The 23,929-nt window shown below is 57.3% G+C and carries 16 protein-coding genes, 1 tRNA gene and 3 pseudogenes; 11 read left to right on the top strand and 9 right to left on the bottom strand.

Annotation, left to right across the window (positions count from 1 at the left end):
* Window positions 1-3,217 (top strand): annotated as a pseudogene (locus AC0TNG_RS02760) (hemagglutinin repeat-containing protein); the annotation flags it as partial.
* 1,449 nt (window positions 3,218-4,666) lie between these two features.
* Here the strand turns inward: AC0TNG_RS02760 and AC0TNG_RS02755 are convergent.
* From AC0TNG_RS02755 to AC0TNG_RS02740, 4 genes are all read right to left on the bottom strand, one after another.
* A complete protein-coding gene (locus AC0TNG_RS02755) occupies window positions 4,667-5,755 on the bottom strand; it encodes an AAA family ATPase (RefSeq protein ID WP_024906658.1) in 1,089 nt (362 codons plus the stop codon).
* A 147-nt stretch (window positions 5,756-5,902) separates the two neighbouring features.
* Window positions 5,903-6,862 (bottom strand): YbgA family protein, encoded by a 960-nt coding sequence (locus AC0TNG_RS02750; protein WP_024906657.1) that lies wholly within the window; start codon window positions 6,860-6,862, stop codon window positions 5,903-5,905.
* Window positions 6,863-6,964: 102 nt separating this feature from the next.
* Entirely contained in the window at window positions 6,965-7,375 is a 411-nt protein-coding gene (gene uraH, locus AC0TNG_RS02745) for a hydroxyisourate hydrolase (RefSeq protein ID WP_024906656.1), read from the bottom strand.
* A gap of 99 nt (window positions 7,376-7,474) precedes the next feature.
* Window positions 7,475-8,200: a MerR family transcriptional regulator gene (locus tag AC0TNG_RS02740; protein ID WP_061716237.1), complete on the bottom strand. Its 726-nt coding sequence runs from the start codon at window positions 8,198-8,200 to the stop codon at window positions 7,475-7,477.
* Window positions 8,201-8,317: 117 nt separating this feature from the next.
* Between AC0TNG_RS02740 and AC0TNG_RS02735 the strand changes: the two genes are divergently transcribed.
* From AC0TNG_RS02735 to AC0TNG_RS02710, 6 genes and pseudogenes are all read left to right on the top strand, one after another.
* On the top strand, window positions 8,318-8,842 hold the full coding sequence (locus AC0TNG_RS02735; protein ID WP_032650679.1) for a lipocalin family protein: 525 nt from the start codon (window positions 8,318-8,320) through the stop codon (window positions 8,840-8,842).
* A gap of 78 nt (window positions 8,843-8,920) precedes the next feature.
* The gene (locus AC0TNG_RS02730; protein WP_473712734.1) at window positions 8,921-9,967 is read left to right on the top strand and encodes a class I SAM-dependent methyltransferase; all 1,047 of its coding nucleotides are present in this window, start codon (window positions 8,921-8,923) and stop codon (window positions 9,965-9,967) included.
* Window positions 9,968-10,033: 66 nt separating this feature from the next.
* On the top strand, window positions 10,034-10,477 hold the full coding sequence (locus AC0TNG_RS02725) for an acetyltransferase (RefSeq protein WP_024906652.1): 444 nt from the start codon (window positions 10,034-10,036) through the stop codon (window positions 10,475-10,477).
* Between the two features lie 239 nt (window positions 10,478-10,716).
* The gene (locus tag AC0TNG_RS02720; protein ID WP_208763382.1) at window positions 10,717-11,781 is read left to right on the top strand and encodes a hypothetical protein; all 1,065 of its coding nucleotides are present in this window, start codon (window positions 10,717-10,719) and stop codon (window positions 11,779-11,781) included.
* A complete protein-coding gene (locus AC0TNG_RS02715; RefSeq protein WP_024906650.1) occupies window positions 11,778-12,065 on the top strand; it encodes a DUF6966 domain-containing protein in 288 nt (95 codons plus the stop codon). Before AC0TNG_RS02720 ends, AC0TNG_RS02715 begins: the two co-directional genes overlap by 4 nt.
* A 91-nt stretch (window positions 12,066-12,156) precedes the next feature.
* Window positions 12,157-12,254, top strand: a pseudogene (locus tag AC0TNG_RS02710) (GNAT family N-acetyltransferase); the annotation flags it as partial.
* On the opposite strand, the pseudogene rhuM reads toward AC0TNG_RS02710, so the two are convergent.
* Window positions 12,253-12,464 (bottom strand): annotated as a pseudogene (gene rhuM, locus AC0TNG_RS02705) (RhuM family protein); the annotation flags it as partial. The pseudogenes AC0TNG_RS02710 and rhuM sit on opposite strands and share 2 nt — an antisense overlap.
* A 134-nt stretch (window positions 12,465-12,598) precedes the next feature.
* Here rhuM and AC0TNG_RS02700 point away from each other — a divergent pair.
* Window positions 12,599-12,973, top strand: coding sequence for a toll/interleukin-1 receptor domain-containing protein (locus AC0TNG_RS02700; RefSeq protein ID WP_050597740.1), 375 nt, complete (start codon window positions 12,599-12,601; stop codon window positions 12,971-12,973).
* 47 nt (window positions 12,974-13,020) lie between these two features.
* Here the strand turns inward: AC0TNG_RS02700 and AC0TNG_RS02695 are convergent.
* Window positions 13,021-13,115, bottom strand: a tRNA-Sec gene (locus tag AC0TNG_RS02695).
* A 288-nt stretch (window positions 13,116-13,403) separates the two neighbouring features.
* On the opposite strand from AC0TNG_RS02695, the gene AC0TNG_RS02690 reads away from it, so the two are divergent.
* Window positions 13,404-14,795, top strand: coding sequence for a glycoside-pentoside-hexuronide family transporter (locus AC0TNG_RS02690; RefSeq protein ID WP_024906649.1), 1,392 nt, complete (start codon window positions 13,404-13,406; stop codon window positions 14,793-14,795).
* A 12-nt stretch (window positions 14,796-14,807) separates the two neighbouring features.
* Window positions 14,808-17,126: an alpha-xylosidase gene (gene yicI / locus AC0TNG_RS02685; protein WP_473712733.1), complete on the top strand. Its 2,319-nt coding sequence runs from the start codon at window positions 14,808-14,810 to the stop codon at window positions 17,124-17,126.
* Window positions 17,127-17,210: 84 nt separating this feature from the next.
* Here yicI and AC0TNG_RS02680 read toward each other — a convergent pair whose 3' ends face one another.
* Both AC0TNG_RS02680 and xanP read right to left on the bottom strand, forming a co-directional pair.
* Entirely contained in the window at window positions 17,211-18,905 is a 1,695-nt protein-coding gene (locus tag AC0TNG_RS02680; RefSeq protein WP_473712732.1) for an AsmA family protein, read from the bottom strand.
* Between the two features lie 119 nt (window positions 18,906-19,024).
* Window positions 19,025-20,416 (bottom strand): xanthine/proton symporter XanP, encoded by a 1,392-nt coding sequence (gene xanP, locus AC0TNG_RS02675; RefSeq protein WP_014881972.1) that lies wholly within the window; start codon window positions 20,414-20,416, stop codon window positions 19,025-19,027.
* A 226-nt stretch (window positions 20,417-20,642) separates the two neighbouring features.
* Between xanP and gltS the strand changes: the two genes are divergently transcribed.
* A complete protein-coding gene (gene gltS, locus AC0TNG_RS02670; protein WP_061716221.1) occupies window positions 20,643-21,845 on the top strand; it encodes a sodium/glutamate symporter in 1,203 nt (400 codons plus the stop codon).
* Window position 21,846: 1 nt separating this feature from the next.
* Here gltS and recG read toward each other — a convergent pair whose 3' ends face one another.
* The gene (recG, locus tag AC0TNG_RS02665) at window positions 21,847-23,928 is read right to left on the bottom strand and encodes an ATP-dependent DNA helicase RecG (RefSeq protein ID WP_024906645.1); all 2,082 of its coding nucleotides are present in this window, start codon (window positions 23,926-23,928) and stop codon (window positions 21,847-21,849) included.
* Between the last annotated feature and the right edge of the window lies 1 nt (window position 23,929).

The raw sequence follows: 23,929 nt of genomic DNA, 5'->3' as shown, positions 1-23,929 counted from the left end.
GACGCTCGACAGCCAGAACAGCATCAGCAACCTCAACAACGGCCTGATGAAAGCGGGCGGCGACCTGAACCTGAGCGCCATCGGCGATATCAATAACATCAGCTCCACCATCAGCGGCAAAACGGTCGCGCTGGAGAGCCTCGACGGCAGCATCAACAACCTGACCCAGGTTGAGCAGATTGATATCAACGCCGGAGGGAAGTACGGCAAGATCGGCCTGAAAGACACCCTGCCAGGCAACACGGCATCCATTACCGCGCAGGATGGCCTGTCGCTTGAGGCGGGAAAAAACATCACCGTTACCGGGGCGAACCTGGCCTCCGGCGGCGATATGCTGCTGAACGCGGGCAATGATCTCAATCTGAACGCGACACAGACCAGCGAAAGCAGCCGTAAAGGGAAAAGCGAATCCCACAGCACCGGACTCGCTCGCACCACTATTTCCGCAGGCGATAACCTGGTCCTGAAGGCCGGACAGGATATCAACGCTCAGGCCGCCGCGCTGGCGGCGGAGAAAAGCGTCGGGCTGCAGGCGGGTCGCGACGTGAATCTGGCTGCGGAAGAGACCACGCAGGGCGACAGCTATAGGTCAGGCAAGAAAACCGTTATTAACGAATCGGTGCGCCAGCAGGGAACCGAGATCGCCAGCGGGGCGAATACCCAGATCCTCGCCGGACGCGATGTCACCACCGAAGCCGCGCAGGTGACGGCGAAGGGCGATATCGGCGTAGCGGCGGGCCGTGACGTCAATCTCAATACCGCAACCGAAAGCGATTATCACTACAAAGAGCAGACCAAAACCAAAAAAGGGTTCCTGAGCAAGAAAACCACCCACACCATCGAGGAGAACAGCGCGACGCGTGAATCCGGCTCGTTGCTGAGCGGCGATAACGTGCAGGTGGTGGCGGGCAATAACCTGCGGGTGTTCGGCTCCGCCGTGGCGGGCGACGGCGACGTGAAGCTTAAGGCGGGCAACAACGTCGATATCGTGGCGGCCACGAACAGCGACACCTCCTGGCGCTTTAAGGAAGAGAAAAAATCCGGCCTGATGGGCTCGGGCGGGATTGGTTTCACCATCGGCAGCAGCAAAAGCACGCACGATCTCCGTGAGAAGGGCACCTCCCAGAGTCAGAGCTTCAGTACGGTGGGTTCGACGGGCGGTAACGTCGCGATTTCTGCTGGAAACCAGGCCCACGTCGGCGGGGCGGATCTTATCGCCGGGAAGGATTTAAGCCTCAGTGGCGACAGCGTCATCATCGAGCCGGGGCACGACAAGCGCACCCGGGATGAAGCCTTCGAGCAGAAGAAAAGCGGGCTCACCGTGGCGCTCTCCGGCACCGTCGGTAGCGCTATTAACAATGCCGTGAGCGCGGCGCAGGAGACCAAAGAGCAAAGTGATGGCCGTCTGAAAGCCCTTCAGGCCACCAAAACGGTGCTGTCCGGCGTGCAGGCCGGGCAGGCAGCGGATATGGCGGCAACCACCGGCGACCCGAACGCAATGGGTGTGAGCCTCTCGCTGACGACCCAGAAGTCGAAATCACAGCAGCATGCTGAGAGTGATGCGGTGGCAGGCAGCACGCTGAACGCAGGCAGCAATCTCTCCATCACCGCGAGCGGCAAAAACAAAGGTACAAACAGTGGCGACATCGTGATTGCGGGCAGCCAGCTGAAAGCCGGGGGCGATACTACGCTGGATGCACAGAACGACATTCTGCTGTCCGGCGCGGCGAATACCCAAAAAACCAGCGGCAAGAACAGCAGCAGCGGCGGCGGCATTGGCGTGAGCATCGGTGCCGGCGGCAACGGCGCGGGTATCAGCGTGTTTGCCAACGTCAACGCCGCGCATGGCAAGGATAAAGGCAACGGTACCGACTGGACCGAAACCACGATCGACAGCGGCAAAAACGTCACCCTAAAAAGCGGGCACGACACCGTGCTTGATGGCGCTCAGGTTAACGGCAATAAAATCGTGGCAGATGTTGGTCACGACCTGCTGATGCGCAGCCAGCAGAACAACAGCGACTACGACAGCAAGCAGACCAGCGTTGCGGCGGGTGGCAGCTTCACCTTCGGCACTATGTCCGGTTCAGGCTATATCAACGCCAGCCAGGACAAGATGAAGAGCCGCTTTGATTCGGTGGCCGAACAAACCGGGCTGTATGCCGGGGACGGCGGCTTCGACATCACCGTGGGGCATCATACCCAGCTTGATGGCGCGGTTATCGCCTCTACCGCCACGCCGGACAAAAACAGCCTCGATACCGGGACGCTGGGCTTCAGCGATATCCACAACGAAGCGGACTTTAAAACCTCGCACTCCGGTATCAGCCTGAGCGGCGGTGGCAGCTTCGGGGATAAATTCCAGGGCAATCTGCCGGGCGGCATGATCTCCGTTGCGGGCAATAAAGGCCATAAGGAAGGCACCACGCAGGCCGCCGTGGCAGAGGGCTCCCTCACTATCCGCGACAAAGCAAACCAGAAGCAGGACGTGGCCGATCTGAGCCGCGACACCGAACATGCCAACGACAGCATCAGCCCAATCTTCGACAAGGAGAAAGAGCAGAACCGCCTGAACGCAGTTGGGATGATCAGCGACATTGGTAGCCAGGTGGCGGATATTGCCAGGACGCAGGGTGATCTTAACGGGCTGAAGGCGGCCCAGAAAGAAACCGGCGCAACACTCCCCGCAAATGCGACAGAAAAAGAGCGCCAGAACTATCTTGCGAAACTGCGTGATACCCAGGCATACAAAAACGTGATGGTGACGTACGGAACCGGCAGCGCCATGCAGCGCGGCATCCAGGCGGCTACGGCAGCGCTGCAGGGACTGGCGGGCGGCAATATCGGAGGGGCGCTGGCGGGCGCGTCAGCACCGGAGCTGGCGAACATCATCGGCCATCATGCAGGCATTGATGACGATACGGCGGCAAAAGCGATTGCCCATGCCATCCTCGGCGGCGTAACCGCAGCCCTTCAGGGCAACAGTGCCGCAGCGGGTGCTGTGGGGGCCGCATCCGGCGAACTGATTGCGACAGCGATTGCCAAACAGTTTTATCCGGACACAGACCCGTCGATGCTGACGGAAGAGCAGAGGCAGACCGTGAGCACGCTGGCGTCTGTTTCAGCGGGCATAGCTGGCGGGATTGCTGGGGGAAATACGGCTGGCGCGGCGACTGGGGCCAGTGCAGGGAGGAATACTGCGGAGAATAATTTACTAGGCGGTGGAACCGAGGAAGGTCAGATAAAAGCCATGCAGGAACATACGAAAAATGTTATGTCCTGTAATACTGATCCTGGTGGTGCAGCATGTCAAAGAGGTCTGTCTACGCAGGAAGCGTTGATGGTGGCGCTCCCAGCGGGATTGGGCGGTGGTGTTCTGGCCGCAGCCTCGCCGGAAATAGCCGCTGCAGCAAAAGCTGTGTTAGCAGCCTGTACAAGTAATGCGGTACTGTGTCTGAACAATGCAGGGATAATGGCTTCAGAGGCGATAGTTCCTGGAGGGGTCGGAGCTGGTGGCGCAATTGGGATAGGCAAGTCAGTTGCTGAAGCGACAACAGCGAAGACAATAGCCAGCAATGTAAAAGCCAATATTGCTGCTAGCCAGGCAGGTAGAGAATCATCGAATTTTGATATTCACATCGCTAAATCAGATCAAATTCAGTGGGGTTATGCTGCTGATTTATGGGAAAGAGTAACTATTCCTGCGGGACAAAAAGTATATGGAGGCATTCCTGGGCAATCGTCTTACTACACTTCACTGGAAACACTCATAAACGGAAATTACAGTCGAACAAGTATTTTCCAGAGCCTGCAGGTATCACCACATCCTGAGTTCGGTTATCGGCCGCAAATAGGTGTTTATGAGGTACTCAATGATATAACAATTCCATCAGGCATTGTGAAAGAAAACCCATTACTTGGCCCAGGAGGCGCAACGCAGTATTTTATCAAAGATTACCGAGATAATTTACAATTGATCGATAAGATAGATCTGGAGCATTAATAATGATTATGTCCCCTTACATCGAACATGCCGTAGCTTTAGCTATATCAGTTGGGTACCACGTTGAGAACGTGTCTACTGGATGGTCAAAGATGAATCAGGTAATTGAGTTGTCTGGAAAATTGACCCCGGAATTACGTCAATCAATTGAAGACAACGTTCCGAACCTCCGTTATTGGTCAACAAAGGGTACGCCTCATGATACTCCACAAGAGGGATTTACGTGTGATGAGTACCAAGTGTCTATGTTTTTCAAGTTATAAGATACTGAAAAATATGTGATTTTTTTTGTTGGGGTTTATCCTTTTAGCGGCAGTTTATAAAATTGTTTTCCAGGAAGATATTTGAAGGGGTGAGCAAAACGGTGTTTAAACTAGATCTTGCACATGAAGGATAAAAGTAAAACGTAGGTTACTGTAATTATTAGTAAAAATTTTTATGTGCGTCGTATTTGTGGTGCTGAGTTCGGGTATGAAAACATGAATTTAGAATCAATCGAACGCAACAGGCAAGAATAGCTCGACAGTGGGGCTAATTGGTTCAGAAAGAAAGATAAACCAGAAGGACCCCTCCTGCTTTAAGTCGGGCCAGGTATCTGGGTTTCTTTATTGGCATACTTCACTGAAGCGAGATGCGAAAAAACAGTCTCCGTGCCTCTGGAGACTACCCCAGCCTCTCCACCCTCGTCTCCCCCTCAACCATCGACAGCTGATACAGCGAAAACGACCTCTGCTTCTCAATCAACTTTGCCAGCTCCGGCGAGTGGCTGGTGAGCCAGATCTGCGAGTAGCGGCTGGCCTCGGCGATTAAGCTCGCCAGCGCGGGCAGCATCTGCGGGTGCAGGCTGTTTTCCGGTTCGTTCAACGCGATAAACGCCGGTGGGCGCGGGCTGAGCAGCGCTACCGCCAGGCACAGAAAGCGCAGGGTGCCGTCGGAGAACTCTGCCGGTTCCAGCGGCCTGCTCAATCCCTCGCGCTGCATCATCATGCGAAAACGTCCGCCGGTGTTGTCGCTGTAAAACACGCAGCCGGGGAAGGCCTGATCGAGAATGCGCATCAGCAGCAGCTCGTCGCCAATCTCGACGATAGTCTGAAACGCGGCCGCCAGGTTGGCGCCGTCGCTGGCCAGCACCGGGGAGCGGAAACCGACCTGCGGAGCCCGCATCGCCGAGCCCGATGAGACGGAAAACTCATGATAAAAGCGCCAGTTACGCAGGGACTCGCGCATCTGGGACACTTCCGGGTAAAGATGCGGTTCGCCGAGCTGTCCGAATACCGATTCGTTCTCGTACAGCGTGCCGCTGTGGGTCACCTTCTCGTGATGCACGTTGTTCAGAAAGACCGCCTGGTTCTTACGTTTCATCAGCTGTGACGAAGGCCGACGGTGCTGGCCGCTCAGCCAGATGGACTCCTCTTTGATCACCGGGTCGAGCTGAAACTGCGAGGGATAGGGCAGCTTCTCCACAAACCCGACCTGCAGCTCGTATTCGTAGGTCTCTGTTTCTACGGCCAGATTCATCCGCCGCAGTTGGTCGCTGCGGGTTTTGCCTGCCCAGAACACCTTCAGAATGCCGCCCTCGTTCGCCAGCGCCTGGGAAAACTGCCCCTGGGCGGCGCTGTGCATCAGATGTATCGCCTTGTAAATATTGGATTTCCCGGTACCATTCGGCCCGAAGACGATGTTGAGCTGCTCCAGCTCCAGCGACATCTCGCGGATGGAGCGGTAGTTTTGAATGTGCAGGGTGTTGATCACTGGCAGGCCCCTTTTTTGCAGAATAAACCTGTGTATAATCACAGGCTTTTGGATGAAATGCAAAAAAGAGACGACAGTGAGGATGTCGTCTAAACGGGGTACTGCTTTGGGCCTCTACGGGTCAATGGGGCCTTCGCATTTTTATGATCACTTGACTGCCAGACGCAGACCCAAATCATCAGGATAGGGATCAAAGTAGTTTTGCGTCATCAGATATCGGTCGGGGTATTCGGCCAGGTAGTGCTTCAGCAGCGTGATCGGGGCGAGAATAGGCAACTGCCCGTTGCGATAGTGCAGGATCACGTCGCGCAGCTCGCCGCGCTGGCGGGTGTTCAGCTGGCTACGGAAATACCCCTGAATATGCATCAGCACGTTGGTGTGATTTTTCCGCGAGGCGGGTTTTTTCAGGATGGTCATCAGCTTTTCCCGATACGCCACGAAGAAGGCATCCAGGTCTTCCCACTCGTGCAGCGAGGCAACGAACGGGCCTATTTCACGGTAGCCTGCCTGATGGTGCGCCAGCAGCTGAAGTTTGTAACGGCTGTGGAAGTCCAGCAGCGCACGGCGCGTGAGCCCATTTTTACGCAGCGCGTTCAGTTCGTGCAGGGCAAAAACACGTTCGACAAAGTTTTCCCGCAGCACCGGATCGTGCAGACGTCCATCCTCTTCCACAGGCAGCCACGGCCAGGTTTCAAGGAGGGCGGCGGTGAACAGCCCGACCCCCTCCTTGCGGCCCCGGTTGCCGTTTTCATCATACAGACGCACGCGTTCCATGCCGCAGCTTGGGGATTTAGCGCAGACGATAAAACCAGCGAGATCGCCGATTTTCGGCAAAAAATCTGCCGTAAAGTCCGCCATTTTCTGCGTAACGTCTTCGTGAGGCGCATGGCTAAAACGCATCTGCGTTTCACCGTGTTCCGTCACGATCAGACGCAGCGCCGGGCGAGGGGTCGGCAGGCCGATGGCCATTTCCGGGCAGACGGGCCTGAAATTCACCCACTGGGCCAGCTCATCCATGACGAAGCCCATACGCTTATGTCCGCCGTCAAAGCGAACGGCGGATCCGGTCAAACATCCGCTAATACCGAGCACAGGTTTCGTTGTCATGGTGTTGTCCTCCCGTTCATATAACTAAAACTTACACAACATGACTAATTTGTCCAAGTATTCGCGGAACTATTTTTTATAATCCTTTAAAATCAATGCGTCTTAACTGCCCTTGTAGGTCGAGTAACCGTACTGACTCAGCAGAAGCGGGATGTGCAGTTTCTCGTTTGTGCGGGTCACGGTAAACAGCACCGGGATCTCCGGGAAGAAGGAGTCGAGCTTTTTGCCGTGGAAGTAATCTGCGGTTTTGAAGGTCACTTTATACACGCCAGGCTGCATGTCCTGATCCTGCGGATAGAGCGATTTGATGCGTCCGTCGTGGTCGGTTTTGCCGCTGGCAATGGGGGTCCATTTGTCCTGCTGCTGCTTCTCCAGCGTGACGGTCACGTCTGACGGCGGCATCCCGGTTTGCTGGTCGAGAATGTGGACACTCAGCGTGCCGGCAGGGGCGCTAAAGGCAGCAGGGGCAAAGGCCATCGAGGCCAGGATCAGCAGAGGGGCAGTTTTTTTCATGGTGTTTTCCTGTGGGGTTATTCGTCACTGGAAAACGTTAGCATCTGCGGCGCGGGAAAATATTCAAATTTTCGTGAAGATTCCCGCAGGAGAAAATGATTAGAGGATAATCACTTCAAGCGATACCTGCTGCTGCCACTGCTCCAGCTGCTTTTTCCGCCCGGCGGTGAGTTTGCCGCTGGTGACCAGCAGCCATTTGCGCTCCGGGAAAATTTCCGGTGCCAGCGCGTCAGGCGGAACCGGCAGGATGTCGATCCGATGGCCCTGTCCGGTGCGCGTTAGGGCTTCGAGCCAGATCTCGCACGGGTCGTTGAGGTGCCAGCCGCTGAGCAGAATATTATCGCCCGGCGCTTTTTTATCGCCTTCGAGGCAAAACGAGGTGTAGGCGATGATGATGCCGTCGAGGATCGCGCGCAGGGTCATGGCGGCGGCGACGTTGGCCGAAACCTGGCTGCGCAGCGGGCGCAGCACGTTCGCGACCAGCTCCGGCCTTGGGTACTCGCGTCCGGCGTCGTAAATCATCTGGCGCAGGGATTCGACTTTGCCGTCCTGCAGGCGTTGCAGCATGTTCTGCTGCAGGGTTTGCCAGTTGTTGGTCCGTCCCGGCGTCGGGCGTTCCAGCAGCGGTTTGACCTGGCCAATCGGAACACCTTTTTTTACCCAGTCGAGGATTTTGAGCGCCTGCTGGACGTCCTCATCGCTGTACTGGCGATGGCCGCCTTCCGTGCGCTGTGGCTTGAGTAAACCATAGCGACGCTGCCACGCCCGCAGGGTGGTGGCGGTGATGCCGCTGAGTCGGGCGAATTCGCCGATGGAGTAAGCCATGTCCGTGTCCAGAGTGGAGGAATACTCTCAATATACTACGAATTTTCCCGAACGGGATGAAGCGCCGAAACGGTGCACTACACTTAACGTCCAACCGTGCAAATGAAAGGAATTCTCATGAAGCTATGGCCTGTTGTGACCGGTGTTGCCATTGCGCTGACGCTGGTCGCCTGTAAATCCCCCACGCCGCCGAAGGGCGTGCAGCCTATTTCCGGTTTTGACGCCAGCCGCTATCTCGGCAAATGGTATGAGGTCGCCCGTCTGGAAAACCGCTTTGAACGCGGGCTGGAGCAGGTAACCGCCACCTACGGCAAGCGCAGCGACGGCGGCATCAGCGTCCTCAACCGGGGTTACGATCCGGTGAAGAACAAATGGAATGAGAGCGAGGGGAAAGCGTACTTTACCGGCGAACCGACCACGGCCGCGCTGAAGGTCTCCTTCTTCGGCCCATTCTACGGCGGCTATAACGTGATCAGGCTCGACGATAAGTACCAGTACGCGCTGGTCAGCGGCCCGAACCGCGATTACCTGTGGATCCTGTCGCGCACGCCGACCATCCCGGATGCGGTGAAGCAGGATTACCTGAACACCGCGCGCAGCTTGGGCTTCCGGATTGACCAGCTGGTGTGGGTGAAGCAATAAAAATCGTGCTTTCTTCCTGGGGCATTACTGGCTCGCCTGGATAGACTTCCGTTAAAAGCCTAACGGAGGGAAGACGACATGAACTGGCAGCCTTTTCGCGGCGATGCGCCGGAAAATATGACGATTTTCAGCGCGTCATTTCCCGACGTCAGCGACCAGTGGCCGATGAAAGACGACGCTGCCCGTGAGATCGCCTCCCTTGACCGCGCCCTGAAAGCTGAGCCAGCGCTCCGGCCGCCGCGGGTGGAATACGACGAGGGCGGGCAGGCCGTGCTTGTCCCCCAGAACCGCTATTCCGAACAGGCCTTCCGCAACCGCCCGGCGCTCACCGCGTGGCGCACCCGGCTGGTGCCCTCCGCGCTGGCGCTGTTTGTGGTGCAAAACCTGCTGGAAGATCGCCTGCCCGACGGCACTAAAATGGACAGCGACAGCCGCCAGTGGTTTATCCACGCTAACGATGCGGTTGGCGTGCGTTCCCGCGCCAGGGTGCTGGCCGCGCTGGTGGATAAGTACATTCACAATGAGAGCGAGAACAACTGGGTCAGCCTCGCGAGCGGTGCCGCCATTCCGGTGCTGGAGGCGCTGCGTGAAGCAAAGCTCGACGGCCAGCAGGTCTATCTCACGCTGGTAGACAAAGACCCGGTGGCGCTGAGCTGGGCCGAAACCATGGCGGCGCAGGAAGGCATTGTGGTGGGTGAACAGCTGACGCTGCTCAGGCGCAACATGCTCCATACGCTGGTGCGTAACGAGGACCTGCTGCTGGAGCTGGGCGAGCATCAGGCCGAACTGGTCGATGCGCTGGGGATCTTCGAATACTTCAACGATACCGATGCGGTGACTTTCCTCCAGCGCGCGCTGCGGCTGGTCAAGCCCGGCGGGGCGGTGATTGTGTCGAACATGCTCACCAGTAGCCCGCACATTGACTTTGTGCTGCGCGGTATCGGCTGGGAGGATATTCACCCGAGGACGCTGCAGCAGCTGCAGGATATCCACCTCGCGGCGGGCGTGCCGGTGGACAACGTCACCGTCGTCGTGCCGAAGGATGGGGTGTACGCGGTGATGGAGATTAGGGTAGGGGATGAAAAACCGCACGGTCAGTTCCCTCTCCCTGAGGGAGAGGGTTAGGGTGAGGGGGGAACAGACCGCAAAGCGTGGCTTGAAATAATTCGGTTTTCCAAACATGATCCCCCCATGAAAATAGAAACCGCACTCCCCTCACACTTCGAACGTCTGGTCGCGATCTGGGAATCCTCCGTCCGCGCCACCCATCATTTTTTGCAGGAAAGCGATATTGCGGCGCTGCGCCCGTTATTGCTTAACGCCTATCTGCCTAACCTCAAGGTCGTGATGGCTCGCGATGATGCAGGCGTTATTCACGGCTTTTTAGGCGTGGATGAAAACCGTATTGAAATGCTGTTTGTTGATGACGCGAGCCGGGGGAAGGGCGTCGGGAAATTTCTGCTGCAACACGCCATCGCAGCGTTCGGCGCGAACGAAGTGGACGTGAATGAGCAGAACCCGCAGGGCGTGGGATTTTATCGCCATATGGGGTTTGAGCAGGTCGGACGCTCGGAACTGGACGGGCAGGGGAATCCGTTTCCGCTGTTGCATATGCGGTTGGGTGGACAGGCTTAACGCCCTTGACCTGCTCCCCATTGATTAATACACAGTAATGCTGGCAATTTCTTCATCGACTTTGAGAGTAACTGCGAACTTCAGTTCCTCGCTCGTAGCGGACGTTTTCTGGTCCATCTCCGGTCAGACATAACCCAGGCAGGGTATGTGGTCAATCAACCGCGGGGCATTAGGGGTCTTTGCCTGTTGCCTGGAATGCGCAATAATTGGGCGTATAACGGCAGCGTAAAAGGGACACTATGCTTCATCACAGTCAGGCAATGTCACTGGACGACATCTACCTTGAGGACATTCCTCACATTATCCATCCGGACACTGCGGCAGGAGATCTCGCAGAAACTGCACTGCCCAACCGCATAATTCAGGAGTGGAATTTACCACAGGGCTACACCCGGTTTGTCAGCCGTTATCAACCGTTTCACTGGCAGCATCCGTGGATGGCATACCGTGACACTCTTGCCGACATCAAATCTGGGAAGCTCGTTCTGCTGAGAAAAGACATAACCGGGCATGCTATTTCGGGAGTGTTGACGACATCCGGTGACCTTCGCAATGATCTGCCGCTGTTCCTTCATACCCGGCTCAGCCATCTCCTGTCCCGGCAACTGAAACGCCCGGGATATCACGTTCGCCCGGCGGCACCTGCGCAACATGCTCAGGCTGCAAAAATCATCAACAGCAAAACTGCTGGTCGCTTGTTGGCCGCGGGCGGGATCTATAATGGCAATATCGAGGGATTCCATCAGACCGCGCAGCAGCTCGGTGGCGATGCGCCAGCGGGTTACAATCAGGTTATGGACAATAAAGGGCTGGTTATTGCTGGCGCTTCTGTTGCTGCGGGTCTTGGCCTTGGCAGACTGGGGGCGGCGAGTGAGCTTAACAATCTCCATGTTCTGGGAAAAGTCGAGGGTGAATACTCGATGATAAAGCCCGGACCATTAAATGAGCGCTTTGCCGAAACATTCTCAGGCGGAGCTTACAAGGAAATAACATTGTCTCAGGACACCACATTTTTTAGAGGTGGTCAAAGCGGCACAGAGTTGGGTCGATTTTTCAGTTATGAACGACCTTTAGGAGTACTACAGACGCGTGTCGATAAGGCTGTGTTACCAAAATGGCCTGACGGTTCTGAATCTGTGATCGATAGTTTTTATGAGATAAAAATTCCTGCAGGATCGAAGGTATATGTCGGAGAGGTGGGCTACCAGTCTGATATTTTCCCTGGAGGTACTGAGCAAGTCGTAATCCCTGCACCTTGGAATATTCCAGGCGTAGAGACGGTTAATTTTGGGGGATTGAAATGAAATCAGAAATACATACGTTACTTAATCAAATCATTGAATTACTTGTCTCTTGTGATGAAAGTGTTTGGTCAAAAAGACTAATTTATTATCGTGAGCACCTGGATTCTGATTATGACCAGGTCGTGTTAGGTATTAGGTCTATTTTCAGAGGGGCTGGTTCCTTTAACGACTTAATATTGCAAAATAACGGCAAAATGCTGCAAGCTGAAAACAATACCCTTAATGAGTTATCAGATAAGCTATACAGCTTAATAAAAGCAGAGATCTCAGTGCGTAATATCTGAAAGATGTCGCTGAAAATAACTGTCACAGGGCTGAATATCAGCCCTGTCCTGCTGCCCACCGGCAGTTACACGGAGTTAATCGTCGCGCTCAGCCCTGGATGACGCAGGCGTTATTCACGGCTTTTTAGGCATGGATGAAACCGCATTGAAATGCTGTTTGTGGATGATGCGAGCCGGGGGACCGGGATTAGCGCTTAGCCTGCTTATCCCATTTTAATAAGCCGACGATATCTTTCTCACCCTCGGCTTCTTTCAGCAGGCGCTGCTTTTTTTCAAACTCAATGTATTCTGAGCACGCCTTTTCATCAGCCACTTTCTTGCTGATCTTGCCTGCCCCTTCTAAAACGTCCGGTCGTTAAATTGCAGGAACTGCTCGAGTTTGGTTTGCCTGTCTCGTAATAAATCGTAAAGCTGAACTCACTAAACTGTGCTCTCCATACAATAAAATATCATATAAGAAATTGTGCAGTTATTTTTCAGAATTACATTACATTGAAACTACTCTTCTGGACCAAATTGTGGAGCAGCGCTATATGAATAAACCTAACGGGGCAAAAATTTTCATCTCTCATTCATCATTAGATAAACCGTTTGCAAAGATGTTATGTATGGACCTTGAAGAAAATGGGTATGCTCCTTGGTTGGATGAATGGGACATAAAAGTGGGGGGAAGTATTCCCGAGCGAATTTCAGACGGACTAGAAGAAGCTGATTTTGTAATTGTTATTCTTTCTGAAAATACGGTTTCATCAAAATGGGTAGAAAGAGAATGGCAAACAAAATATTGGAATGAAATTCAACACAATTGTATTCATGTGCTTCCTTTACTTTTGAAAGATTGCAAAATACCTGAGTTGTTAAAAACAAAAAATACGCAGATTTTAGAAATGATTTTAACAGTGGATTAAGGGACTTATTGGCAGCACTAGAAAGTTTGTATAAAAAGGAATGATTTTGGCGGAAGATCACAGGAGTCGAACCTGCCCGGGAACGCTGGCGTCCCCAACTGGATTTGAAGTCCAGCCACCTCACCGGAGATGACGATCTTCCGCGCCTCGATTGCTACATGGAGGCGGGGCGCATTATAGCTACTTTCAGGCATTTACCACATACCCCACACCACTTTTTTCACCTCTCTTTTGACCTGTACCCCCCTGTTTCAGGTAATTCCTAAGAAAATCCTCATGTTAGCCTTTCTGCTTCCCAACATTTACCGCGATCACAAAAAACAAGAAACGTAATCTGCTAATCAGAAAACGCAATACCCGCTCCTGAAACAATGGTTTAAAACTCTGTAACCGGTCTCAGCGCCCCCTACAGCGTGAAGGATAAAAAAAGATGAGCGAAGTATTGTCAGTAAAAGAGAAGATTGGCTACGGCATGGGTGACGCCGCCAGCCACATAATTTTTGATAACGTTATGTTGTACATGATGTTTTTCTACACCGATATTTTCGGCATTCCCGCCGGGTTTGTCGGCACCATGTTCCTGCTGGCGCGCGCGCTGGATGCGATCTCCGACCCGTGCATGGGGCTGATCGCCGACCGCACCCGCAGCCGCTGGGGTAAGTTCCGTCCGTGGATTTTGTTTGGTGCCATCCCGTTCGGCATCGTCTGCGTGCTGGCCTACACCACGCCGGACCTCAGCCTCAACGGCAAAATGGTGTATGCCGCCATTACTTACACCCTGCTGACCCTGCTCTATACCGTGGTCAACATCCCCTACTGTGCGCTCGGCGGCGTAATCACTAACGACCCGACGCAGCGTATCTCCCTTCAGTCCTGGCGCTTTGTGCTGGCGACCGCGGGCGGCATGCTCTCCACGGTGCTGATGATGCCGCTGGTGAAGCTGATTGGCGGCGACGATAAGGCGTTCGGCTTCCAGGGCGGCATCGCCGTGCTGTCGGTGGTCGCGTTCCTGATGCTGGCGTTCTGCTTCTTTACCACCAAAGAGCGCATCCAGGTGCCGCCGAGCACCACCTCCATGCGGGAAGACTTGCGCGACATCTGGCAAAACGACCAGTGGCGCATCGTTGGCGTGCTGACCATCCTCAACATCCTCGCCGTCTGCGTGCGCGGCGGCGCGATGATGTACTACTGCACCTGGATCATGGGCTCGCCGGAGGTGTTCGTCGCGTTCCTCACCACCTACTGCGTTGGCAACCTGATCGGCTCCGCGCTGGCGAAACCGCTTACCGACTGGAAGTGCAAGGTCAGCATCTTCTGGTGGACCAACGCCGCGCTGGCGGTGGTCAGCGTGGCGATGTTCTTCGTGCCGATGCATGCCACCGTGCTGATGTTCGCCTTTATCTTCGCCATTGGCGTGCTGCACCAGCTGGTGACGCCGATTCAGTGGGTGATGATGTCAGATACCGTCGACTACGGCGAATGGACCAACGGCAAACGCCTGACCGGCATCAGCTTTGCGGGCACGCTGTTCGTGCTGAAGCTCGGTCTGGCGCTGGGCGGGGCGATGATCGGCTGGATGCTGGCAGGCGGAGGCTACGACGCGGCGGCCAAAACCCAGAACAGCGCGACCATCAGCATCATTATCGGCCTGTTTACCCTAGCCCCGGCGGTCTGCTACGTGCTGAGCGCCATCATCGCCAAACGCTACTACACGCTGAAAACCCCCTTCCTGACCAAAATCCTGGGCGAGCTGGCACAGGGCGCGCGCCGCAATCAGCAGGAATTTGAAACCCTGCCGGTCAGCAAAGAATTGCAGAACTAAGAGGACGAAAGCATGAAAATCAGTGATGGAAACTGGCTTATTCAACCGGGCCTGAACGTGACGTATCCGGTTCAGGTGTTCGACGTGGAGCAGCAGGGCAATGACCTGGTGGTGTACGTGGCGCCGCGCGACGTGCGCGAACGCACCTGGCAGCTCGACACGTTGATGTTCACGGTGCGCCTGTTTGCCCCGCAGGAAGGGATTGTCGGGGTGCGCATTGAGCATTTCCAGGGCGCGCTGAACAACGGCCCGCACTATCCGCTGAACGTTCTGAAGGACGTGAAGGTAGAGATTGAAAACAACGCCGAGTTTGCCGAGCTGAAAAGCGGCAGCGTCAGCGTGCGCGTCACCAAAGGCGAGTTCTGGGCGCTGGATTTCCTGCGTAACGGCCAGCGCATTACCGGCAGCCAGCTGAAAAACAACGGCTACGTGCAGGATACCAACGCCGACCGCAATTACGTGTTCGAACGTCTGGATCTGGGCGTGGGGGAAACGGTCTACGGCCTCGGCGAGCGCTTTACCGCGCTGGTGCGCAACGGCCAGACGGTCGAAACCTGGAACCGCGACGGCGGCACCAGCACCGAGCAGTCCTACAAAAATATCCCGTTCTACCTGACCAACCGCGGCTACGGCGTGCTGGTGAATCATCCCGAGAACGTCTCGTTTGAAGTCGGCTCCGAGAAGGTCTCCAAAGTGCAGTTCAGCGTTGAAGGCGAATATCTCGAGTACTTCGTGATCGACGGCCCGACGCCGAAAGAGGTATTAAACCGCTATACCCGTTTCACCGGGCGTCCGGCGCTGCCGCCTGCCTGGTCGTTCGGCCTGTGGCTTACCACCTCGTTTACCACTAACTACGACGAAGCGACGGTAAACAGCTTTATCGACGGCATGGCCAAGCGCGACCTGCCGCTGCACGTGTTCCACTTCGACTGTTTCTGGATGAAGGCCTTCCAGTGGTGCGATTTCGAGTGGGACCCGGTGACCTTCCCGGATCCGGAAGGCATGATCCGCCGCCTGAAGGCGAAAGGGCTGAAGGTCTGCGTGTGGATTAACCCGTACATCGGCCAGAAATCCCCGATCTTCCAGGAGCTGAAAGCGAAGGGCTACCTGCTCAAGCGCCCGGACGGCTCCCTGTGGCAGTGGGACAAATGGCAGCCGGGGCTGGCGATTTATGACTTTACCAACCCGGACGCGTGCCGGTGGTATGCCGACAAGCTGAAAGGCCTGGTGGAGATCGGCGTCGACTGCTTCAAGACCGACTTCGGCGAGCGTATCCCGACGGACGTGCAGTGGTTTGACGGGTCCGATCCGCAGAAGATGCACAACTACTACGCCTACATCTATAACGAGCTGGTGTGGAACGTGCTGAAAGAGACGGTGGGGGAAGAAGAAGCGGTGCTGTTTGCCCGCTCCGCGTCCGTCGGGGCGCAGCAGTTCCCGGTGCACTGGGGCGGCGACTGCTACGCCAACTATGAATCTATGGCCGAGAGCCTGCGCGGCGGGCTGTCGATTGGCCTGTCCGGCTTCGGGTTCTGGAGCCACGATATCGGCGGGTTCGAAAACACCGCCCCGGCGCACGTCTACAAACGCTGGTGCGCGTTCGGGCTGTTCTCCAGCCACAGCCGCCTGCACGGCAGTAAATCCTACCGCGTGCCGTGGGCCTACGATGACGAGTCCTGCGACGTGGTGCGCCACTTCACGCAGCTGAAGTGTCAGCTGATGCCGTACCTGTACCGTCAGGCGGCGCTGGCCCGCGAGTTCGGTACGCCGATGCTGCGGGCGATGATGCTGGAGTTCCCGGACGATCCGGCGTGCGATTACCTCGATCGTCAGTACATGCTGGGGGATGCAATGATGGTGGCACCGGTGTTCTCCGAGGCGGGCGACGTGCAGTTCTACCTGCCGGAAGGCCGCTGGACGCACCTGTGGCTTAACGACCAAATTCAGGGCAGCCGCTGGCATAAGCAGCAGCACGATTTCATGAGCCTGCCGGTCTATGTGCGCGACAATACGCTGCTGGCGCTGGGCAGCAACAACCAGAAGCCGGACTACGCGTGGAATGAGGGGACGGCCTTCCAGTTGTTTAACCTGAGCGACGGCGCAACGGCGGTGAGCGAAGTGCCTGCGGCGGACGGCGCGGTGGCGTTTACGCTGAAGGCATCGCGTCAGGGCGATATCGTGACCTTTACCGGCGCGGGAGACGCGAAAAACTGGTCGGTGTGCTTGCGCAACGTGCAGAAGGTGAATGGCGTGAAAGGCGGCTCACAGGCGGGTAGCGAGTGGGGCGTATTGGTGAAAGCGGAGGGGAATGAGGTGGTGGTTCACCTCTGAGCCGTAAAAATGCCCGGTGGCGCTTCGCTTACCGGGCCTACATGGGATCGTAGGCCGGGTAAGGCATAGCCGCCACCCGGCTATTTACTGTGCCGGAGCCACCGTCGACACCACGCCACCCGTCATCGTCTGCTGCACCTGCTGTTTATCCATATTCACCGCGTTCAGCTTGCCGTTCACCGTCGGCTTAAGCGGGGTATTCGCCTGCACGCTGCCGCTGGCGGTGAGCTGAATATTGCCGTCGCCCGCAATCGGCAGCGCAGGCCAGCCCCACTGCTGCAGTACGTTGAGCGGCACGCCGCGCCCGTTCAGGCTCACCGTAGTCTGCCGCTGCGGAAGCTGAGAAACCGTCGCCGTTGCTTCCAGAATTCCTTTCTCGGTAAACGCGCTCAGGTCGGTAATGTTCACCGTGGCGGCGTTGGCATTCAGCGCCAGCGACGGACGGCGCACGTCCACGCGGTTAAAGGTCGCCGCCGCGCCGTTCAGGGTTGCGCTGCCGCCCCAGACGCCCCACTGGCGATCTTTCACCAACTGCAGGTTTGCGCCATAGCCGTCCAGAGAGGTGATCTGCCACGGGAAGGCAGGATCGATGTCGATCACCAGGTTGCGGCTCAGGCCGAATTTTTGCAGCGTGACGCTGTTCAGCCATTCCGGCAGAGGCTCCATCCACAGCGTCTTCCAGTTCTGCGGCAGGGTGTATTCCAGCCCGGCGATGGCGACATCGTCCAGCACCAGCGCTTTACCGTCGCGCAGCCAGTTACCGGAGGTGCGCACCATGCCGCCCTCCCAGCGGGAAGTGAACTGACGCAGCGCCATGCCCTGCGGGGAAAACTCTGCATTCAGAATCGGGTCGAAAAGATGCAGCGAGCCGTAGATAAACTCGCTGGCGTTCATGGACAGGCGGCCCTCCTGGCTCTGCCAGTCGCCTTTGCTGAGAGTCAGGTTGCGCAGGCTTAAGTCGAGATCGGTCACCGCCCAGTCCGGGCCCTGAAGCCGGGCGTCGGTCACGTCCAGACGACCAATCTGCAGAGAGGGTATGGTGGCCAGCGGCGCGAAGAACGCCGTCAGTGTTTTATCGCTCTGCAGGCGGATCTCGTTCAGACGCATGGTGTCGATAATCCAGCTCCCGTCGGCGTTGCGCAGGGCGGAGCCGGTGAGTGAGCCGCGGGCCATATCGGCGCCAATCGTTTTCAGCACCACCTCCTTGCCGTTAAGCTGGCCCTCGATCAGCACGTTGGTGGCCGGTACGCCGTTCAGGGTCAGCGAGCCTGCGCTCATCTGAATCTGCGCGTTGTTCCCCAGCACGTTCCCGGCTTCCGGCTGCCATGGGCTGACGCCGCCCGTCACCTTCTGCGCGCTCAGGTCCCATTCGGTATTCGGGCTGTTAAAGGCCATGTTGTTCAGCTGCAGGCGATCCGCCTGGAAAGGCAGCGGCGCCGTCTGCGGCGAGAGATTCAGCGTGCCGTCGAACAGGGTGATGGTGTCCATATGCAGCGGATCGGTTACCTGGCGGCTGCTCAGGCCAATATCGACTTTTTTGGCGACCAGCGTGGCGGGTTTACCGTCCCGACCAAAGATGACGTTTTCCAGAATAATGTGGGAAGGCGACGAAAAGCGGTGATTCATCTTGTCGAAACTGAGTTCGTAATCGGTATTCACCGTCACCCAGCTGCTGACCTGAGACGCGCCCCAGCGGGTCTGGAGCAGAATGTAGAGCGCCAGCATCACAATGAGCAGGGCTACCAGAAGATAGATGAGGAGCTTTCCAATAAATTTCATGGTCTTCCATCCCGCAAAACGCACATAAGGGAGTTATGCACGATTTATGCGCAATCCTCAAGGCGGGAATGGTGTAATTAGATGTCACGGCAGGCATTGACTGCCTGCCGTGAGAGAAATCAATTTTTCTCAGGCGGGAAAACGAGGTTCAACACGATAGCGGTGATACCGCCTGCGGCAATGCCGGAAGAGAGCAGGTTTTTTACCCAGTCAGGTGCAAACTGCAGGATCAGTGGCTGCTGGGAAACGCCCAGACCGACGGCCAGTGACAGGGCGATAATCATGATCGCGCGGCGGTTCAGTGGCTCGCGGGAGACGATACGCACGCCGGAGGCCGCGATCGTCCCGAACATCACCAGCGTTGCGCCGCCCAGCACCGGCTCAGGGATGTGCTGCACAAAGCCGCTCACCGCCGGGAACAGGCCGAGGACGATCAGCATCAGCGCCACCACGAAGCCAACGTAGCGGCTGGCCACGCCGGTCAGCTGGATCACGCCGTTGTTCTGACCGAAGCAGGAGTTCGGGAAGGTGTTGAATACCGCAGAGACAAACGAGTTCAGGCCGTTCGCCAGCACGCCGCCTTTCAGGCGCTTCATGTACAGCGGGCCGGACACCGGCTGCTCGGAGACGTCGGAGGTGGCGGTGATATCACCGATGGTCTCCAGCGAGGTGATCATAAAGACCAGCATCAGCGGCAGGAGCAGACCCCAGTCAATGCCCAGACCGTAGTACAGCGGCGTAGGAACGGTGATCAGCGCGCTGTTGGTCGGCGCGGTGTTCTCCGGCAGCATGCCCAGCGCCCACGCCAGCAGGTAACCCGCCGCCATGGCGATCACCAGCGAGGCCACGCGCAGGTAAGGGTTACGCTGACGGTTAAGCAGAATAATGATCGCCAGCACGACGCCTGCCAGCAGCAGGTTTTTTGGCGCGCCGAAGGTGTGGTCGCTCATTGCGGCATAGCCGCCGCCGATGGAGGTCAGGCCCACCTGGATCAGCGACAGGCCGATAATCATCACGACGACGCCGGAAACCAGCGGGGTGATAACGCGGCGAGCCAGATGCAGAACGCGGGAGATCACCATCTCCGTACAGCTGGCCAGCATCAGCGTGCCGAACAGCGCCGCCATCATGGTCGGGACATCCGCACCGCCGGTTTTCAGCGCCGTACCGCCCATGATCAGGGGCGCCACGAAGTTAAAGCTGGTGCCCTGAATCGACAATAATCCCGACCCCACCGGCCCCCATGCTTTAATTTGAATAATCGAGGCCACGCCGGAGGCAAAAAGAGACATGCTGATAATGTGCTGCGTGTCCTGCGCCGGTAAACCGAGCGCCTGGCAAATCAGCAGCGCCGGGGTGATCACCGCAACAAACATCGCCAGAAGATGCTGGCAGGCGGCGAACAGCGTTTGCGGCAGCGGCGGGCGGTCTTCAAGGCGGTAAATCAGTTCGCTATTTTGCTTCTGCGCAATCGGTTGCGCATCAGGCGACTCTATGGTGTTAACGGACATCGGCGGCAATCCCACGGTGGAAAAGCGGGCATTTTATCTGACCACCTGGTAAAAGCAAACGATTGCCAGCAAAAAAAGGGAAGAAAATCTGCCGCTGTGAGCAGGTTTTCTACAACGTATCGGGAAAAAAAATTACACTTTTTCGCGCCGGGAGCTCATGAAGAGCGCAAACCGGCCCAGGATAACGCCGCGTGTGTATGGAACACGCGCAAAACAGGAGCCTTCTATGATTCATCTCGATACGTTGTCGACACTTGTTGCCGCAACGCTGGTCTTACTGCTTGGCCGTAAGCTGGTACATAGCGTTTCCCTTCTGAAGAAATACACCATTCCTGAACCTGTCGCCGGTGGTCTGCTGGTGGCGCTGGCCCTGCTGATACTGAAAAAAAGCATGGGTTGGGAAATCGATTTTGATATGTCCCTGAAGGACCCGCTGATGCTGGCCTTCTTTGCCACCATCGGCCTGAACGCCAACCTGGCGAGCCTGCGGGCGGGCGGTAAAGTGCTCGGCGTATTCCTGATTGTGGTGGTGGGGCTGCTGCTGATGCAAAACGCTATCGGCATCGGGATGGCGACGCTGCTGGGACTGGATCCGCTGATGGGGCTGCTGGCGGGGTCAATTACCCTTTCGGGCGGCCACGGTACCGGGGCCGCATGGAGCAAGCTGTTTATCGAGCGCTACGGGTTTGAAAACGCGACGGAGGTGGCGATGGCCTGCGCGACCTTTGGGCTGGTGCTGGGTGGCCTGATTGGCGGCCCGGTGGCACGCTATCTGGTGAAGCACTCCACCACACCGGACGGCAGGCCGGACGATGAGCTGGTGCCGACCGCATTTGAAAAGCCGGACGTCGGGCGCAGCATTACCTCGCTGGTGCTGATTGAAACCATCGCGACGATCGCCATCTGCCTGACCGTGGGCAAAGTGGTTGCGCAATGGCTGGCGGGCTCAGCGTTTGAACTGCCGACGTTTGTCTGCGTGCTGTTTATCGGGGTGATCCTGAGCAACGGCCTGGCGCTGATGGGCTTCTATCGCGTGTTTGAACGGGCGGTGTCGGTGCTCGGCAACGTCTGCCTGTCGCTGTTCCTGGCGATGGCGCTGATGAGTCTCAAGCTGTGGGAGCTGGCCTCGCTGGCGCTGCCGATGGTGGCGATTCTGGCGGTGCAGGCCCTGTTTATGGCGCTGTACGCCATGTTCGTGACCTGGCGGATGATGGGCAAAAACTACGATGCGGCGGTGCTGGCGGCGGGTCACTGCGGGTTTGGTCTGGGGGCCACCCCAACGGCTATCGCCAACATGCAGGCGATCACCGAACGCTTCGGGCCTTCGCACATGGCGTTTCTGGTGGTCCCGATGGTCGGGGCGTTCTTTATTGATATCGTCAACGCGCTGGTGATTAAGCTGTACCTGATGCTGCCGATGTTTGCCTGAATCAGGCGTTGGAATAGCGTTCGGTTTCCGGCATCCAGCGCTCAATTAACGCTGCCGCCTGTTCGGGGTAGCGTTCATGAATGTGGCGGGCGAGGCGCTGAACCTCGGGGATCATAGCCTGATCGCGCAGCAAATCCGCCACTTTGAATTCCGCGTTCCCCGTCTGACGCGTGCCCAGCAGTTCGCCCGGGCCGCGGATCTCCAGGTCTTTTTGCGCAATCACAAAACCGTCGTTGCTGTCGCGCAGCACCTGCAACCGCATCTGGGCTGTTTTTGAGAGCGGGGCTTTGTAGAGCAGGACGCAGTGGGACGCTACCGCGCCACGGCCAACGCGCCCGCGCAGCTGGTGGAGCTGGGCAAGGCCCAGGCGCTCCGGGTTTTCGATAATCATCAGGCTGGAGTTCGGGACGTCCACGCCCACTTCAATGACCGTCGTGGCGACCAGCAAATGCAGCTCGCCCTGCTTAAACGACTGCATCACCGCCTGTTTTTCGGCAGGCTTCATGCGTCCATGAACCAGGCCCACGTTCAGCTCCGGCAGCGCCAGCTTAAGCTCTTCCCACGTGGCTTCGGCAGCCTGCGCTTCCAGCAGTTCCGACTCTTCTATCAGCGTACAAACCCAGTAGGCCTGACGCCCTTCGTGGGTGCAGGCGTTGCGCACGCGGTCGATGATATCACTGCGGCGCGTGTCAGGAATGGCGACCGTTGTGACCGGCGTACGGCCCGGCGGCAGTTCGTCGATGGTGGAGGTATCCAGATCGGCGTAGGCCGTCATCGCCAGGGTGCGCGGGATCGGCGTAGCGGTCATGATCAGCTGATGCGGGTGGAAGCCCTGCTGCAGGCCTTTCTCCCATAATGCCAGACGCTGGTGCACGCCGAAGCGGTGCTGCTCGTCGATAATCACCAGCGCAAGGCCGTTAAACTGCACCTGCTCCTGGAAGATGGCGTGCGTGCCGACAATCATCTGCACCTGCCCGCTGGCAATAGCCTCCTGTTGCGCAAGGCGCGCTTTGCCTTTTTGCTTCCCGGCAAGCCAGCCCACTTCAATCCCCAGCGGCGCAAACCAGGCGCGGAAATTATTGGCGTGCTGCTCGGCCAGCAGCTCGGTCGGCGCCATGAGCGCCACCTGTTTACCGTGGGCGATCGCGCGCAGGGCCGCCAGGGCGGCGACCAGCGTTTTACCGGACCCCACGTCGCCCTGCACCAGGCGCATCATCGGCACGTCGAGCGCCATATCGCGTTCGATTTCGGCGGTGACGCGCGCCTGTGCGCCGGTGGGTTTAAACGGCAGGGAGGCCAGCAGCTTATCTTTGAGCTCATCATTCTGACTTAAGGGCTGGGCGTGGAAACGCTGCGCGCCGGCGCGGAGCGCCAGCATGCTCAGGTTATGGGCCAGTAATTCCTCAAGGATAAGACGCTGTTGAGCGGGGTGTTTGCCGCTTTCTAAGTCGCTGAGCTGCAGCGTTGGTGGCGGGCGGTGCAGGGTGCGCAGCGCCTCGGGCAGGCTCATCATGCCCTGCGCCAGCTCGGGTGGCAGCAGCTCGGTAATGGCGCAGGTATCCAGCAGCTCCAGCGCCTGATCGGTGAGCTTACGCAGCGTCGCCTGCTTGATGCCTTCCGTCGTCGGGTAAACCGGGGTGAGCGTCTCCTGCAGCTCCGGCGTGCTGAGATCGCCCTGCACGCGGTACTCCGGGTGGATCATCTCTGCGCCGTATTTCCCGCGTTTGGCTTCGCCATAGGCCAGCACCCTGCGGCCCGTCGCCAGGCTGTTTTTCATCGCCGCGCTGAAGTTGAAAAAACGCATGGTGAGAATGCCGGTGCCGTCGCTGATCTGGCAGGTCATCATCCGGCGCCCGCCGAAGGTGATGTTGCAGTTCAGGACTTCGCCTTCAACGGTGGCGTAAATGGCAGGAAGGAGATCGCCAATCTTGTATAGCTGGGTGCGGTCTTCGTAACGCAGGGGGAGGTGAAGCAGGAGATCCTGCACCGTGTGCAGGCCAATTTTTGCCAGCTTATTGCTTTGCGCCGCGCCCACGCCCGTCAGGCTGTTAAGCGGGATGGCATCCAGCAGGCGGCCTTTCATC

The sequence above is a fragment of the Enterobacter sp. PL_is514 genome, assembly GCF_055816715.1.
The sequence above is the reverse complement of the archived record's forward strand: the minus strand, read 5'-3'. Positions and strand labels throughout refer to the sequence as shown.